The 15432-nt window shown below is 63.4% G+C and carries 13 protein-coding genes, 1 other RNA gene, 1 pseudogene and 1 other annotated feature (1 of these 16 cut by a window edge); of the genes and pseudogenes, 11 read left to right on the forward strand and 4 right to left on the reverse strand.

What is annotated here, in order from left to right:
- Positions 1-96: 96 nt before the first annotated feature.
- A complete protein-coding gene (locus tag BQ7477_RS06265; RefSeq protein ID WP_073983223.1) occupies positions 97-909 on the reverse strand; it encodes a YaaA family protein in 813 nt (270 codons plus the stop codon).
- A gap of 51 nt (positions 910-960) precedes the next feature.
- Between BQ7477_RS06265 and rnpB the strand changes: the two genes are divergently transcribed.
- Positions 961-1325: RNase P RNA component class A (gene rnpB, locus BQ7477_RS06270), an RNA gene on the forward strand.
- A 57-nt stretch (positions 1326-1382) separates the two neighbouring features.
- Here the strand turns inward: rnpB and ppgK are convergent.
- The 3 genes from ppgK to panB all read right to left on the reverse strand — a co-directional run bounded on the left by ppgK (position 1383) and on the right by panB (position 4070).
- The gene (ppgK, locus tag BQ7477_RS06275) at positions 1383-2132 is read right to left on the reverse strand and encodes a polyphosphate--glucose phosphotransferase (RefSeq protein ID WP_073983224.1); all 750 of its coding nucleotides are present in this window, start codon (positions 2130-2132) and stop codon (positions 1383-1385) included.
- Between the two features lie 163 nt (positions 2133-2295).
- Positions 2296-3180, reverse strand: coding sequence for a type I methionyl aminopeptidase (gene map, locus BQ7477_RS06280; protein WP_073983225.1), 885 nt, complete (start codon positions 3178-3180; stop codon positions 2296-2298).
- Between the two features lie 29 nt (positions 3181-3209).
- Positions 3210-4070 carry a 3-methyl-2-oxobutanoate hydroxymethyltransferase gene (gene panB / locus BQ7477_RS06285; protein ID WP_073983226.1) on the reverse strand — a complete coding sequence of 287 codons (861 nt, stop codon included), beginning with the start codon at positions 4068-4070 and terminating at the stop codon, positions 3210-3212.
- 167 nt (positions 4071-4237) lie between these two features.
- Between panB and pheS the strand changes: the two genes are divergently transcribed.
- The 10 genes and pseudogenes from pheS to BQ7477_RS06330 all read left to right on the forward strand — a co-directional run bounded on the left by pheS (position 4238) and on the right by BQ7477_RS06330 (position 15247).
- Complete coding sequence (gene pheS, locus BQ7477_RS06290; protein WP_073983227.1) at positions 4238-5323, forward strand: phenylalanine--tRNA ligase subunit alpha; 1086 nt, start codon at positions 4238-4240, stop codon at positions 5321-5323.
- 1 nt (position 5324) lies between these two features.
- Positions 5325-5900, forward strand: a pseudogene (locus BQ7477_RS13245) (phenylalanine--tRNA ligase subunit beta); the annotation flags it as partial.
- 29 nt (positions 5901-5929) lie between these two features.
- Positions 5930-6847, forward strand: coding sequence for a phenylalanine--tRNA ligase subunit beta-related protein (locus tag BQ7477_RS13250; RefSeq protein ID WP_478209457.1), 918 nt, complete (start codon positions 5930-5932; stop codon positions 6845-6847).
- Positions 6848-6946: 99 nt separating this feature from the next.
- A complete protein-coding gene (locus tag BQ7477_RS06300) occupies positions 6947-7435 on the forward strand; it encodes a flavodoxin domain-containing protein (protein WP_073983228.1) in 489 nt (162 codons plus the stop codon).
- A gap of 74 nt (positions 7436-7509) precedes the next feature.
- Positions 7510-8031, forward strand: coding sequence for an arginine repressor (gene argR, locus BQ7477_RS06305; protein ID WP_073983229.1), 522 nt, complete (start codon positions 7510-7512; stop codon positions 8029-8031).
- Positions 8032-8095: 64 nt separating this feature from the next.
- A complete protein-coding gene (locus tag BQ7477_RS06310) occupies positions 8096-9316 on the forward strand; it encodes an argininosuccinate synthase (RefSeq protein WP_073983230.1) in 1221 nt (406 codons plus the stop codon).
- Positions 9317-9414: 98 nt separating this feature from the next.
- The gene (locus BQ7477_RS06315; protein ID WP_073983231.1) at positions 9415-10773 is read left to right on the forward strand and encodes an O-antigen ligase family protein; all 1359 of its coding nucleotides are present in this window, start codon (positions 9415-9417) and stop codon (positions 10771-10773) included.
- 41 nt (positions 10774-10814) lie between these two features.
- Positions 10815-12242 carry an argininosuccinate lyase gene (gene argH / locus BQ7477_RS06320; protein WP_073983232.1) on the forward strand — a complete coding sequence of 476 codons (1428 nt, stop codon included), beginning with the start codon at positions 10815-10817 and terminating at the stop codon, positions 12240-12242.
- A gap of 72 nt (positions 12243-12314) precedes the next feature.
- Entirely contained in the window at positions 12315-13574 is a 1260-nt protein-coding gene (gene tyrS, locus BQ7477_RS06325; RefSeq protein ID WP_073983233.1) for a tyrosine--tRNA ligase, read from the forward strand.
- A gap of 35 nt (positions 13575-13609) precedes the next feature.
- On the forward strand, positions 13610-15247 hold the full coding sequence (locus BQ7477_RS06330) for a phenylalanine--tRNA ligase subunit beta (RefSeq protein ID WP_478209458.1): 1638 nt from the start codon (positions 13610-13612) through the stop codon (positions 15245-15247).
- Positions 15248-15421: 174 nt separating this feature from the next.
- Positions 15422-15432: a sequence feature (23S ribosomal RNA rRNA prediction is too short), on the forward strand; it runs 530 nt beyond the window's last position.

Consider the following 15432-nt stretch of genomic DNA (forward strand, 5'->3'; position numbering starts at 1 on the left):
ATGACGTCGTCCATGCGCGACCAAACGTATGTTTAGCCTGCGTCGTGGGTTCCCCGGCCAGATACCGCCCCGCAGGTTTCCAGCACAGCTCGGCGGTTAATTGGTCACCAACGTGAGCGCGCGTGTCGTACCGCCGTCTTTTGTTTTCTTCTCAGCGCCGAATTCGACGTCCGTGACGCGGTGTTCGCCCCCGCGAGCATCGCGCAACGTCACGGAATGAGCAGCGTCCGTCAGTTGCTGTTCACATTCGACAGTGTCGGCAGCTGCGTAGCCGCCCGAGGCCAGGAGCCTGCCCGTGACAGCACCCCTCCAGCGCTTCGCGTCATGAGAGACGACTCTCCTCTTCCCGCCTGCTTCACGCACGACGCGCAGCTCCCACACGCGTGCCCAGGGAGCCTTGCATGCCGCCCGGTAGGGACCCGAGCGCGCGTCGAGGACGACCTGCCCCGAAGCCTCTTCACGCAGTGCCGCATCGAGCCGCGGTGCCCACCAGGTGGACAGTACGCCGAATCCAGGCAGAGACACGCCCATGGCTAGGCGGTGATCAGGAATGGCGTCAGTGGGGCACAGCACCCCGAAGAGACCGGAAAACACTGAGACGGCTTCCGTGCCCGTGCCCTCCCAGGCATCGGGCGCGGCAGCCATGATCGCTTCAAAAAGAACGCCGGTGAACAGGGACGAGGCCGGGGCGCAGGGTGCGCTCATGAGAGTCTCGTTCACGGAGAGGTCGATGCGATCGCCGACTTTGAGTGTGCTTGCCGCCTGCGAACCTGCGCCCAGCTCGATGAGAGCGTCGGCGACCTTGCGGCGATCGGCGGTCAAACCCGGGTGAGAGAGGGACTCCAGCGACAGGGCGGACCCGACCGCGGGCGCGTTCTTCCCCTCCGACGGGGGTAACCAGATCAACATGTATTCACCCTATCGCGCGCTGGTCGCTCGGCGCGCTAGAATCAATGCGGATCTGCCGGTCGGGCGGCCGCGCGCGGAAACGCTCGAGGAACGTCCGGGCTCCGTAGGGCAGGGTGATGGCTAACAGCCACCCGGGGTAACCCGCGGGAGAGTGCCACAGAAAAGAAACCACCTCCACGATTCGTGGGGGTAAGGGTGAAAAGGCGAGGTAAGAGCTCACCAGCGGCGCGGGCGACCGCGTCGGCTAGGTAAACCCCACCCGGAGCAAGATCGAGCAGCAGGCAGGGCGGCCCGCCTCACGCCTGCGGGTAGGTTGCTGGAGGCCGTCGGTAACGACGGTCCTAGATAGATGGTCGCCACCGCGTGTCCGGTAACGGCGCGAGGAACAGAACCCGGCGTATAGGCTGACAGATCCCGGAAGGACCCCGACGTGCGTCGAGGTCCTTCCGTTTGCGTGCACTGTGCGCGTGTGCTCAGGCGTGCTGCGCCGCGTAGTAGGCTGCGCCGACGATGCCAGCGGTGTTCAGTAACTTCGCCGGAATCATCGGGGTCTTGAGCTTTAGGAGCGGCATGAACTTTTCGTGGTTTTCCGATACTCCGCCGCCCACAACGAACAGATCGGGATTGAGTAAGAACTCCACGTGGCTGTAGTAGCGTTGCAGACGCTGTGCCCACTGTTCCCAGTTCAGCCCCTGCAAAGTCTTCTGGCCCGAGGACGCGTTCTTTTCCGCATCGGTGCCATCGATCTCCAGGTGCCCCAGCTCCGTGTTAGTTAGCAGCATGCCGTTCACGATGATCGCCGATCCAATGCCCGTGCCCTGGGTTGTGAAGACGATAACGCCGTCACGGCCTTTCGCTGCACCATAGGCGACCTCGGCGATGCCCGCGGCATCCGCGTCGTTGAGAGCGACGACAGCTCGTCCGAGGTAACGCTGCATGAGGTCGTCAACGTTGATGTTGACCCACGACTGATCGAGGTTCGCCATGTAGGGGATGACACCGTTAAAGACAGGGGCGGGGAAAGTAACGCCGATTGGTACGCCGACCTTGACGTCGAGCTTGTCGATGACTTGACGGCAGACCGCTGCGACTGCTTCAGGAGTGGCGGGATTGGGGGTGGGGATACGAATCTGGTCGCCGATATACTCACCGGTCTCCAGATCAACCAGCGCACCCTTCACGCCGGATCCGCCGATGTCGATGCCGCAAGCGACCTGAACCATGACCCCTCCTCGGGTAATGCGTATCTTTTTGAACGCGGGCCCCTGGGACCCGACGTATCTAAATTGTAACGGACGCCACCGCAAAAAGAACAATCCGTTGACGATATGAGCGCGGCCCGCCTCATATCGTGAGAAAACGAGGCGGGCCGTGGGGGAGTGGTACTCAGGGAAGGGTCAGGATCTCGGCCCCGTCCTCGGTCACGACGATCGTGTGCTCGAACTGCGCGGTGCGCGAGCGGTCGGCGGTCACGATCGTCCAATCGTCGTCCCAGCGCTCCCACTCGACGGTGCCCAGCGTCAGCATGGGCTCGATCGTGAAGACCATCCCGACCTCCATGACCGTGTCGTAGGCGGGGGCCGCGTCGTAATGGGGGACGATGAGGCCCGAGTGGAAGGCCTCGCCGACACCGTGGCCCGTGTAATCGCGCACGACCCCGTAGTCGAATCGTTTCGCGTATGCCTCGATGACGCGCCCGATCACGTTGATTTCGCGGCCCGGACCCACGGCCTTGATGCCGCGCATCATCGCGTTCTTGGTGCGCTCGATGAGCAGGTGCGACTCCTCGTCGACAGTGCCGACCTCGAACATAGCGCAGGTGTCACCGTGCACACCGTCCTTGAAGGCAGTGATGTCAATGTTGACGATGTCGCCGTCTTCGAGCGGACGGTCGTCGGGGATGCCGTGGCAGATAACCTCATTGATTGATGAGCACAGGGACTTGGGGAATCCCATGTAACCCAGGCACGAGGGATAGGCATCGTGGGCGATGAGGTACTCGTGACCGATGCGATCTAGTTCGTCCGTGGTCACGCCCGGGGCGATGGCGGCGCCCACGGCCTCGATGGCGCCCGCGGCGATGCGCCCGGCCTCGCGGATTTTCGCGATCGTCTCGGGGCTCTTGATGTCCGAGGTCGTGACGCGCTCGGGGCCGTCGTGGAACATGTATTCGGGGCGCGCGATGTGCTCAGGCACGGCGCGTCGGGCCGAGACACGTCCGGGCTTCAGCGTGCCCAGGGGTGCACGGCGTGCCAGCGGTGATGCTTCCATGGTTGCTTTCTCCTGTTTAGGTGTCGCGGTCAGGCGTTTTTGTAGTTCTCGGGTCCGGGGAAGGTACGTTCGCGTACCGCCTCGACGTAGTCGGAGGCGGCCTCGTGTAGGGCTGCTCCGAGCGTCCCGAACGTGCGTACAAATGAGGGCGTCCAGTCGGAGTAACCGGCCATGTCGGACCAGACCAGGACCTGGCCGTCTGTGTTCGGGCCGGCGCCAATGCCGATTGTCGCGATAGACAGTGTGCGCGTCAGCTCGGTGGCGATGGCTGCCGGCACCATTTCGAAGACAACGGCGAAAGCTCCGGCCTCCTGGACCGCGAGCGAGTCTCGTCGCAGTTGATCGGCTCCGTCTCCTCGGCCCTGCATACGCGGCCCACCCAGTGTGTTTTCGGACTGCGGCGTGTAACCCAGGTGGGCGCACACGGGGATGCCGGCGTCGGTCAGTGCGGAGATGATGTGCGCGCGTGCTTCGCCGCCCTCGAGCTTGACCGCGTGGGCGCCGGCCTTCATGAGGCGGGTGGCCGAGGCAAAGGCATGCTCGGGGGAGTCCTCGTAGGTACCGAAGGGTAGATCTGCGACGATCATTGCGCGCGAGGTCGAACGGGCCACTGCGCCCGTGGCGCGTTCCATATCTTCAAGAGTGACGGGAAGGGTGGATGAGTGTCCCAGGATGACGTTGCCCAGCGAGTCGCCGATGAGAAGCATGTCGACGCCGGAAGCTTCGAGAATCGGTGCGGTGAGTGCATCGTAGGCTGTGAGCATGGTCAACGGGATGCCCTCGGCCTTGGCTCGCGCAATGTGCTGGATGCGCACTCGGCGGGCGTTGAACAGGGGGGAGACGGAGGACGAGGTGGGAGCCGATCCGTCAGGATTCGTGATGTGAGACATGGACTTCCTGTCATGAGACAACGGGTGGCGCTGACGCGCATTCACGGCTTCCAGGGTAGCGCGGTGGCGAACCCAGTGAGCTGTGAGGATAGGCGAACAGGTAGGATGGAGGGCGGTGCGCGTGGTGCGCGCAGTAATGACCCCAGTAGGAAAGAAGGAAGCAGGACATGGCTGGCATTGCCCCTGACCTTGATCCTCTTGACGAGGCCGCCGTCGACGCGGTTCGCGCCCAGGGCCTCGTCGATATTGAAGAAGCCGATTCGCTGGACGCTCTCAAGACCGTCCGCGCTGCGCTTCTCGGAGATCAAGCACCGCTCGTGAGCGCGAACCGTACGATCGGTTCACTAGAGCCCTCCCAGCGTGGTCTGGCTGGCAGGAACCTTGGGCAGGCGCGCAAGGCGTTGACCGAGGCGCTCGAGGCCCGCAAGGAGGTTCTCGCCGCCGAGCACGAGGCCCGCATGCTCCTCGAGGAATCCGTGGATGTCACGGTTCCCACGCGTCGGCGTCACGCCGGTGCCCGTCATCCCCTGGAGACGCTCATGGAAGAGGTCGCTGACTTCTTTGTCGCCATGGGCTGGGACATTGCTGAAGGCCCCGAGATTGAACACGAATGGTTTAACTTTGACTCGCTGAACTTTGATATTGACCACCCTGCTCGTCAGATGCAGGACACCCTCTACATTGACGGCCGCAGCGTGGGCGGTGAGAAGGAGGAGGACGGCCACCTCGTCATGCGCACGCACACCTCGCCCGTGCAGTCCCACTCGATGCTGGCACGCGGCGTGCCGCTGTACGTGGCGTGCCCGGGCAAGGTGTTCCGCTCCGACGCGCTAGACGCGACGCACACGCCGGTGTTCCACCAGGTTGAGGGCCTCGCGGTCGACAAGGACCTGACGATGGCGCACCTGAAGGGTGTGTTGGACCACTTCGCCAAGGCCATGTTCGGCCCCGAGGCGAAGACCCGCCTGCGTCCCTCCTATTTTCCCTTCACCGAACCCAGTGCCGAAATGGACCTGTGGTTCCCGCAAAAGAAGGGTGGTCCTGGCTGGATCGAGTGGGGTGGCTGCGGCATGGTCAACCCCAACGTTCTGCGCGCCAACGGCATCGATCCTGAGGTCTACTCGGGCTTCGCGTTCGGTATGGGGATCGAACGCACGCTGATGCTGCGTCACGGCATCGCTGACATGCACGACATTGTCGAGGGAGACGTCCGTTTCTCCCAGCAGTTCGGCATCAATGGAAGGGGAAACTGACATGCCTATGGTTCCGCTGAGCTGGCTGGCCGAGCACGTCGACATCGTCGACGGCACGAACGCGCAGGCCCTTGCTGCTGCCCTGGTCAAGGTCGGTCTCGAGGAAGAAGAGATCCACCCCGCGCGCGTCATCGGCCCCCTCGTCGTGGGCCGCGTCCTGACGCGGGTGGAGGAGACCGCCTCGAACGGGAAGACTGTTAATTACTGCCGTGTGGATGTCGGCGAGTACAACGATGCCCCCGGCACGGGTAAGGAGCCTTCGGAGCTGCCCAGCCGTGGCATCATCTGCGGCGCGCACAACTTCGACGTGGGCGACCTGGTGGTCGTCTCGCTGCCGGGAGCCGTGCTGCCGGGCGACTTCCAGATCGCCGCGCGCAAGACCTACGGTCACGTCTCCGACGGCATGATCTGCTCCGCCCGAGAATTGGGCCTGGGCGAGGACCACAGTGGCATCATCGTCCTGCCGCAGTACTTCCCGGATCGTGAGATCCCCGCGGTGGGCACCGACATCGTGTCCTGGCTCGGCCTGGGAGAGGAAGTCCTGGAGATCAACGTGACTCCGGACCGCGGCTACTGTTNCGTGAGGCCTTGCGTCTGCGTAACCCAATGGCGGACGATGCACCTTGGCTGCGTACCTCGGTCCTCGACACGCTGCTAGATGTCGCTGGCCGCAATGTTTCACGCTCCAATGCGGACGTCGCTGTCTTCGAAATCGCCAAGGTTGCCCGACCCCACGGAACCGTTCCTTCGCTGCTTCCCGGGGCGAAGGAGCGCCCCTCCGACGAGGTGCTCGCAGCGCTCGAGGCAGGCATCCCCGCCCAGCCGTGGCACATCGGTGGTGTTCTCACCGGCGCGGCAGAAGCTACGGGCGTCCTGTCCTCGCCTCGTGCCTACGACTGGGCTGATGCTCTCGAATACGTTCGCCGCGTCGCCTCCGATCTTGGTGTGCGCGTCGAGGTGACACGCGCGTGGGTGGATCACGTGTCCGCCCACAAGGGTGCTCCGATGCCTGCGCCTGCAACTGATCCTGCGGATGTTGCCCCCTTCCACCCGGGTCGCGTTGCCCGCGTCTTTGTGCGTGCCGGACGCGATCTGGTGGACGTGGCGCTGGCCGGCGAGCTCTCGCCTTCGGCCTGCCGTGCCTTCGGCCTGCCGGCGCGCTCCTGTGCTTTCGAGATTGACGTGGACGCGCTGATTGCGCACATGAGTGTCGATCCGATCCAGGTCAAGGCCGTCTCGACGTTCCCGCTGGCCAAGGAAGACATCGCGCTGGTCGTCCCGTCGGATATTCCGGCAGCGCGGGTCGAACAGATCGTTCGTCAGGGCGCTGGTCCCCTCGCCGAGTCTGTCACCCTCTTTGACATCTACGAGGGCGACCAAGTGCCCGACGGCTATCGTTCGCTTGCCTTCGCCCTGCGTTTGCGCGCTGCCGATCACACGTTGACCGCTAAAGAATCCGAGGCTGTCCGCAAGAAGGTGGTCACTAAGGCTGCCAAGGTGCTTGGAGCCTCGCTGCGCGCCTGACGACGCCGCACGAAGGCCGGTCGAATCTCACTGTGGTCCCCCACTCATTTGGGGCGTTGCGCCCGCTGATTCGACCGGCCTTCGCTTTAGTATGTGGCTATGCACATCCTTGTAACTGCAGCATCCAAGCATGGGGCGACGGATGAGGTCGCCGACGCGATTGCCAAACGCATCGAAGCGAGTGGCATCACCGTTGATCGTCTCGCACCCGCCGATGTCACCTCGGTTGCGGACTACGACGCCGTGATTGTTGGCTCCGCCACGTATATTCTCCAGTGGATGCCCGAGGCGCACGACTTCATGGAACGCTTCAAGGACCAGCTCCCTGTCGGGCAGGTGTGGGCTTTTTCGGTCGGCATGAACGGTGTCCCCAAGCATTCCAAGCAGGACGGCTCTCGCGTCGGCCCGCTGTTGACGCACGTGAAGTGTCGTGAGCTGCGTACTTTCCCGGGCCGTTACAAGCCATCGCTTCTCTCACTGCGCGAGCGTTCCGTCGCCCGTCTGGCTGGCGTTGTCGAGGGTGACTTCCGTGACTGGGAGGCCATTGAGCGGTGGGCCGATGAGATTGTTGATGCTCTGAAGGGCTGACAGCATCGTTTATGAGGTGCACAGAGCACGCCTCTCATCCGCTTGTGCAAACATATGCATGAATATGTATAATCATGCATATGAGTTCAGCAGCCGCGTTCCCGAGCACAAAGAGCGCCAGGCATGAGATGATCCGTGACCTCCTTGCCTCCAAATCCATCGGAAGCCAGGAAGCACTCCGCTCGCGCTTGGCGGAGCGAGGCATCGATGTCACGCAGACGACTCTCTCGCGCGACCTCATGGACCTGCGGGCAACAAAAGTACGTAACGCCTCCGGTGCGCTCATCTACACGGTGCCCGACCATGACGGCGGCGCGACCCACGACGCCGAAGCCGCACATGTGCGGCTTGCACGGTGGTGCCAGCTACTCCTCGTCACCTCCGTCAAGGTCGATAACCAGCTTGTGCTGCGCACCCAGGTCGGCGCAGCTAACCTGCTAGCCTCCTCCATCGACGCTGTCCGGCGAGAAGAAGTCGCAGGAACGATCGCCGGCGACGACACCATCTTGGTCATCTGCCGCTCCGAACAGGACGCCGCCACCATGGAACGCGTGCTCCTCGCCCTCGCGGAACCCGGTGCTCTCCCCGACAACTAGCCCCGGCCTCGTCCGCACGAGCGGGCACACGAACCCACGAAAAATACCCCCGGAAGGAACCCACATGTCGAGCAAAGACCGCGTTGTCCTAGCCTACTCAGGAGGCCTGGATACCTCCGTCGCCATCGGATGGATCGGAGAACAGACCGGCCGCGAGGTCGTCGCTGTTGCCGTCGACGTTGGCCAGGGTGGCGAGGATCTTGAGGTCATCCGTCAGCGAGCGCTCGACTGTGGCGCTGTGGAAGCGTACGTCGCTGACGCCCGCGATGAATTCGCAAACGAATACTGCATGCCCGCGCTGAAGGCCAACGCGCTCTACGAGGGTAAATACCCTCTTGTTTCCGCGCTCTCACGCCCCGTCATCACCAAACACCTGGTCAAGGCGGCCCGCGAATTTGGTGCATCCACCGTCGCTCACGGCTGCACCGGCAAGGGAAACGATCAGGTTCGCTTCGAGGTCTCGATCACGTCGATGGCCCCCGACATGGACTGCATCTCCCCGGTGCGCGACCTTGCCCTGACCCGCGACGTCGCCATCGAGTACGCCGAGAAACATAACTTGCCGATCGAAACCACGAAGCATAACCCCTTCTCGATCGACCAGAACGTGTGGGGCCGAGCCATCGAGACCGGCTTCCTCGAGGACCTGTGGAACGCTCCCACCAAGGACGTCTACGTCTACACCGACGACCCGACCTACCCACCGCTGCCCGACGAGGTTGTCATCACTTTCGATAAGGGCATCCCCGTCGCCATCGACGGACGCCCGGTCACCCCGCTTGAGGCGATCCAGGAGATGAACCGCCGCGCCGGCGCCCAGGGCATCGGTCGCATTGACATGGTCGAGGACCGCCTCGTGGGCATCAAATCCCGCGAAATCTACGAGGCGCCCGGCGCAGTCGCTCTCATCGAGGCTCACCAGGCCCTCGAATCCATCACCCTAGAGCGCATGCAGCACCGCTACAAGCGCCAGCTCGAGCAAACCTGGGGTGAACTCGTCTACGAGGCCCAGTGGTATTCGCCACTGAAGAAGTCGATGGATGCTTTCATCGAGCACACGCAAAGCTACGTGAGCGGCGACATCCGTATGATCCTGCACGGTGGTCGCGCCACCGTCAATGGCCGCCGCTCGGAGTCCTCTCTGTACGACTTCAACCTCGCGACCTACGAGACGGGCGATACCTTCGACCAGTCTTCCTCGCGCGGATTCATCGACATCTACGGTCTGCAGTCCAAGCTTGCGGCGGCGCGCGACGTTCGTTTCGGTGTCAATATGGGGTACTGAGTACTTATTGAGGGTTCTCTCACAGGGAATGTCTCAGTTGGGTTTCAAGAGGCGGGAGCGTCGGCGAGGGCGCTCCCGCCTCGCTTACTGTGTCGTATATGACGTACGAAGCGAGCGCAGCGATCGAGGCTACCGCGGGCATCGATTCAGAACAGGCCACGCGCGAGCGGATGATGCGCTACACGGTCGCGGGCATGTTCTTTGTCGGATTCGCGGGCAAGGGCATTCGCGGAATCTTCGGCGACATCGGGTCCCTCGTGCCGATGCTGATACTTCTCGTGGCTTTCGTGATTCTTTTCCGAACGTCCGGTCGTTCCCTGTCACTGCGCCGATTCCCGACGACGATCAGTTTCTTTGTTGCCTGGTGTGCACTGACTAGTGTCTGGTCGATTGATCCGCTGCTCAGTGCCCAGTATTCCGTGATGCAGATCGTGTTGACGCTCGTATCGATATCGGTTGCCGTGGCGCTGCCCCTCACAGCCCTCGTCGAAACACTCATTCTGGCCTTTCAGTGGATTATTTCCTCCTCATTCATTCTCGAGGCTGTGGTCGCTTTCGCTCACCTGGGACCTCTCGCGCCCCCGACCTTGTGGGGCAGAGGCCACCTTCCAGCGTCCTCATACTGGGTGGACGGTCGATTGCTGGAGGGAGGGCCGATCCAGGGTTTTCCTGGAAACCGCAACCCTCTGGCGTTTGTTGCGCTTCTCCTGGCAGTGTGCCTGGTGTTGCGCTACATGCAGACGCGGCGGGCCCTGCCATCGACGCTCGTGTGGCTCGCTGCATGCGGGGCAACAATGTTGCTGACCCAGTCCGCGACGGTGGCCCTGTCGACCGCAGGTTGTTTCATCGTCATCGCGGGCCTGGTCGTCCAACGCCGAGTGCCCGTGCACATGCGCTTGAAGGTCGTCGCAATCTTCGCTGGCATGGGTGTGGTTGCAGGCATCGGCGCGTTCTTTGCGCGGCATTGGATCGCTGATTCCTTCGGACGCAGCCCCGATATGAGCGGACGCTCAGTCATCTGGCACGCCGCAGAACCCCTCGTTGTCGAGCGCCCGATCGGCGGCTGGGGCTGGTTTATCGGTTGGCCGACGTGGCTCGACCCCTTCGCTGGCTTGGTCGTGCGCGAGGATGGAACCTCGACGAACCAGGCACATAACGTCTTCGTGGAGGCAGCGCTGACGACAGGCTTCGTCGGTGCATTCCTCGTGAGTGCTGCGATCATCTGGACCCTGTACCGAGTCGTCAAGGTGGCGGTTGCCCACATCGACGACAACCTGTGGGATGTTATCCCCGCGGTTCTCATGATCGCGATGTTCATCCAATCCTTCACCGAGTCCCGCCTGCTGTTCGAAGGCAACTGGATGCTCTTTGTCATTATCGCGACCTGGGTGAAGGTGCGTGGAGAAGTACCCGTAGTGTGGCCGTCGGCGGCCCGCCAGTATCTCGAATACTCTTGAGTCATAGCTGTATTTCCGTTGTTGATCCTGGGAGGTCCACCATGTCGCAGTCCGAAACGCACGTGTCCCTGTGGGGTGGCCGCTTCACTGGCGGCCCATCGCAGGCGCTTGCTGCCCTGAGCGTGTCAACCCATTTCGATTTCCGTCTCGCCCACGTCGACATCGCCGGGTCGCACGCGCACGCTGACGAGCTGCACCGCGTCGGCCTTCTGACCGACCAGGAGTGCGCGGACATGCACGATGCCCTCGCCAGGCTCGATGCTGACGTTACGTCCGGAGGATTCGTGCCTAGCCCCGACGATGAGGACGTTCACACGGCGCTCGAGCGCGGTCTCATCGACCGTGCTGGAGCGACTTTGGGCGGCAAACTGCGTGCGGGTCGCTCGCGTAATGATCAAATCGCGACCCTTATCCGCGTGTACCTGCGTCAGGAGGCGCGTCACCTGGCCGGGAGAATTCTCGACATTGCTAGCGCCCTCCTCGGCCAGGCCGAGCGTGCGGGAGACGCCGTCATGCCGGGACGTACCCACATGCAGCACGCGCAGCCCGTCCTCGTTGCTCACCACCTGCTGGCACATGTGTGGCCGCTCCTGCGCGACGTGGCCCGCCTGCGCGACTGGGACAAGCGCGCCGCCATCTCGCCCTACGGCTCCGGGGCTCTGGCCGGCAATACTCTCGGCATGGATCCGCGTCGCGTCGCCGCGGCTCTCGGCTTTACCGACTCCGTTGAGAACTCAATTGATGGCACCGCCGCGCGCGACGTCGTCGCCGAGTTTTCCTTCATCTGCGCCCAGATCGGCATCGACATCTCCCGCCTGTCCGAGGAGATCGTCATCTGGAACACGAAGGAGTTCGGCTACGTCACCCTCGACGATTCCTACTCGACCGGTTCCTCGATCATGCCGCAGAAGAAGAATCCGGACGTCGCCGAGCTCGCGCGCGGCAAGGCCGGTCGGCTCATCGGTGATCTCACCGGTCTCCTCGCCGTCCTCAAGGCTCTTCCTCTCGCCTACGACCGTGATCTCCAGGAGGACAAGGAGCCGGTCTTCGACCAGATCGATACCCTCGACGTTCTGTGCCCCGCCGTCGCCGGCATGATCGACACGATGACCATCCACCTCGAGCGCCTCGCTGAGCTGGCTCCTCAGGGCTTCTCGTTGGCCACCGACATCGCCGAATGGCTCGTCAAGCGCGGGGTTCCCTTCCGCGATGCCCACGAGATCTCGGGCGCCTGCGTGCGCCTCGCCGAAGCCAGGGGAGTGGAACTCGCCGACCTGACGGACGCCGAACTCGCCCAGGCCTCGTCCCGCCTCGACCCCGAGGTACGCTCCGTGCTCACTGTCGAGGGATCGGTCGGCGCCCGCCTCGGCCGCGGCGGCACCGCCCCCGTGCGTGTCGCGGAACAGCTCGACGAGGCCAAGGATCGACTCGCGGACGCCCGTGGCTGGGCGGCCGCTGCGTTGCGCTAACGCCGCTGGCTGGGAAGCCGATACACTGACAACCACAACAACCAGTTAAATCCGCAAGGAAGGACAACTTTCGTGACAGACATCCTGGACGACCTGCAGTGGCGTGGGCTGATCGCGCAGCACACCGACCTCGATGCGCTTCGCGCGCACCTGAACGCCGGACCTGTCACCTTCTATTGCGGCTACGATCCGACGGCGCCTTCCCTACACCACGGTCATCTCGTCCAGCTGATCGTCATGCGCCACCTGCAGCTCGCCGGGCACCGTCCACTCGCACTCGTGGGCGGTGCGACCGGCCAGATTGGCGACCCCCGCCAGAGCGGCGAGCGACAGCTCCAGTCGACCGAGGTTGTGCGTGGCTGGGCGGAGCGCCTACGCGCTCAGATCTCGAAGTTCTTGGACTTCGAGGGACCGGCCGCCGCAAAGATGGTGAACAACCTGGATTGGACCCAGGAGATGAGCGCCATCGACTTGCTGCGTACCGTTGGCAAGTACTTCCGCGTGGGGACCATGCTGAACAAAGACATCGTCGCACGCCGCATCGCCTCCGACGAAGGCATCTCGTACACGGAGTTCTCCTACCAGGTGCTCCAGGCCAACGACTTCCTCGAGCTGTACCGTCGCAATGGTTGCACCCTCGAGACCGGCGGCAACGACCAGTGGGGCAACATGGTGGGCGGCGTCGACCTGATCCGCAAGGTCGAAGGCGTCGACACGCACGTGATGACCACGCCGATCATCACCAAGGCCGACGGTACGAAGTTCGGCAAGTCAGAGGGCGGCGCCATCTGGCTCGACCCGGAGATGATGACCCCCTACGCGTTCTACCAGTTCTGGCTGCAGGTTGCGGACGAGGACGTCGTGCGCTTCCTGAAGATCTTCACCTTCAAGTCTCGAGAGGAGATCGAAGCCCTCGCTGTCGAGGTCGCCGAGCGTCCCCACCAGCGCGCCGCGCAGAAGGCGCTGGCCGCCTCCGTGACCGAACTCGTGCACGGCGAACAGCTTGAGCGCGTTCTGGAGGCAACCGATGCCCTCTGGGGTGGAGGTGACATCCGCGATCTTGACGAGACCACCCTGGCCGCCGCGACCGCCGACCTTCCGCGTGCGTCTGTGACCATCGGTGAGTCAACCGTGGCGGACGCTCTCGTCGCCCTCGGCTTCGAAAAGGGCAAGACTGCGGCCCGTCGCACCATCTCTTCAGGTGGCGCCTCCGTCAACAATGTCAAGGTGGAGGATCCGGAAGCTGTCTTGAGCGAAAGTGACGTTCTTGCAGGTGGTTTGGCTCTCATTCGCAAGGGACGCAAGAATCTGGCGGTCGTTGAACTGAGCTGATTGACCCGTCGAAGAGGGCATCCGATAATTTTCGGATGCCCTNCCACTCGACGGGCTCGGCCTTCCGCGACCCGGGCCTGCCCGGCGTCGTTGCAGCCGAGCCGCCTGCACCCAATGCCGACGGCTTCCCCGTCGTCTTCTCCGACGATGCGCCGATCCGTGGGCGAGCGGGCGTCGACCGTTTTGTGGCCCGCATTGTTCGCGGTACGAACCCCGCCGCCCCCACCCCGCGGTGGATGGTGGAGCGCCTCGAGGCCGCCGGTATGCGCTCCCTGTCGCTGCCCGTCGACATCACGAACTACGTCATGCTCGACCTGGGGCAGCCGATGCACGCCTACGACCTGGGAGCGCTCGCGTCTCCTATCGTCGTGCGTCGTGCCCGCGCGGGCGAAACGCTCGTGACCCTGGATGAGGAGAAGCGCGAGCTGGATCCCCAGGATCTGCTCATCACCGATTCACCCCAGGGCGAGGGTTCTCGCATCATCGGCATTGCCGGTGTCATGGGCGGCGCCTACTCCGAGGTGGAGGAGGGCACCACCGACATCCTGTTCGAGGCCGCTCACTTCGATGCCGTCTCGATTGCACGCAGTGCCCGCCGCCACAAGCTTCACTCCGAGTCCTCGAAGCGTTTCGAGCGTGGAAGCGATCCGGCTCTGCCTCAGGTCGCCGCACAGCGTGCCGTTGAACTGCTGGTTGAGTACGGCGGTGGCACGATCGATATGGGAGTGACTGACGTGGACGAGCGTCAGGGTGCGACCGTCATTTCGCTGCCCGTGGGTGAAGTGAAGCGCCTCACCGGTGTCGAGCACTGCCCCGAGCGCATCGCGGAGTTGCTGACCACGGTTGGCTGCCGTGTTGAGGGTCCTTGTGATGGTCTCTTCACGGTGACGGCTCCCTCGTGGCGCCCCGATTTGACGGCGCCCGCCGACCTGGTTGAAGAGGTCGCACGTCTCGATGGCTATGACAATATCCCCGTTGTTATGCCCGCCGTCCCAGCGGGTCACGGCCTGACAACAGCACAGAAGGCTCGTCGCCTCGCCGCGTCGGCGCTGGCACAGGGCGGCCTTGTTGAGGTTGAGTCCTACCCCTTCGTATCCGATACGTGGGACCGTCAGGGTATTCCCGTTTCCGATCCGCGCCGTGAGGCCTTGCGTCTGCGTAACCCAATGGCGGACGATGCACCTTGGCTGCGTACCTCGGTCCTCGACACGCTGCTAGATGTCGCTGGCCGCAATGTTTCACGCTCCAATGCGGACGTCGCTGTCTTCGAAATCGCCAAGGTTGCCCGACCCCACGGAACCGTTCCTTCGCTGCTTCCCGGGGCGAAGGAGCGCCCCTCCGACGAGGTGCTCGCAGCGCTCGAGGCAGGCATCCCCGCCCAGCCGTGGCACATCGGTGGTGTTCTCACCGGCGCGGCAGAAGCTACGGGCGTCCTGTCCTCGCCTCGTGCCTACGACTGGGCTGATGCTCTCGAATACGTTCGCCGCGTCGCCTCCGATCTTGGTGTGCGCGTCGAGGTGACACGCGCGTGGGTGGATCACGTGTCCGCCCACAAGGGTGCTCCGATGCCTGNTGCCCTGTTGTGGGGTGGTGGGTGTGGGTGCGTTGTGGGGTTGGGCATAAGCGTTGTGACGGATGAGCACGCTGTCGGGTTCACGTTCAACACCGTGTGAGCGTCTGCTGCCCTGTTGTTGGGTGGTGGTTGCCTGCGCAGCTGGCCTGAAGGGTTTGACTTTGGGTGTGGGTGTGTGTGGTGGGTTGTTTGTGTTGTGTATAGTGGTTGCGAGCGTTTTTGTTTTGTACTGTTTTTTGTGTTTTGTTTAGTTTTGTTGGGCATTCGGTGGATGCCTTGGCATCA

The sequence above is a fragment of the Actinomyces bouchesdurhonensis genome, assembly GCF_900128465.1.
In the GTDB taxonomy this organism is placed as follows: domain Bacteria; phylum Actinomycetota; class Actinomycetes; order Actinomycetales; family Actinomycetaceae; genus Pauljensenia; species Pauljensenia bouchesdurhonensis.

Excerpts from the sequence above, each read along its gene's own strand:
- BQ7477_RS06300 (WP_073983228.1), top strand. The coding sequence starts at position 6,947 with ATGCACATCCTTGTAACTGCAGCATCCAAGCATGGGGCGACGGATGAG.
- BQ7477_RS06310 (WP_073983230.1), top strand. The coding sequence starts at position 8,096 with ATGTCGAGCAAAGACCGCGTTGTCCTAGCCTACTCAGGAGGCCTGGAT.
- BQ7477_RS06265 (WP_073983223.1), bottom strand. The coding sequence starts at position 909 with ATGTTGATCTGGTTACCCCCGTCGGAGGGGAAGAACGCGCCCGCGGTC.
- ppgK (WP_073983224.1), bottom strand. The coding sequence starts at position 2,132 with ATGGTTCAGGTCGCTTGCGGCATCGACATCGGCGGATCCGGCGTGAAG.
- panB (WP_073983226.1), bottom strand. The coding sequence starts at position 4,070 with ATGTCTCACATCACGAATCCTGACGGATCGGCTCCCACCTCGTCCTCC.
- argR (WP_073983229.1), top strand. The coding sequence starts at position 7,510 with ATGCATATGAGTTCAGCAGCCGCGTTCCCGAGCACAAAGAGCGCCAGG.
- BQ7477_RS13250 (WP_478209457.1), top strand. The coding sequence starts at position 5,930 with ATGGCGGACGATGCACCTTGGCTGCGTACCTCGGTCCTCGACACGCTG.
- argH (WP_073983232.1), top strand. The coding sequence starts at position 10,815 with ATGTCGCAGTCCGAAACGCACGTGTCCCTGTGGGGTGGCCGCTTCACT.
- BQ7477_RS06315 (WP_073983231.1), top strand. The coding sequence starts at position 9,415 with ATGACGTACGAAGCGAGCGCAGCGATCGAGGCTACCGCGGGCATCGAT.
- map (WP_073983225.1), bottom strand. The coding sequence starts at position 3,180 with ATGGAAGCATCACCGCTGGCACGCCGTGCACCCCTGGGCACGCTGAAG.
- pheS (WP_073983227.1), top strand. The coding sequence starts at position 4,238 with ATGGCTGGCATTGCCCCTGACCTTGATCCTCTTGACGAGGCCGCCGTC.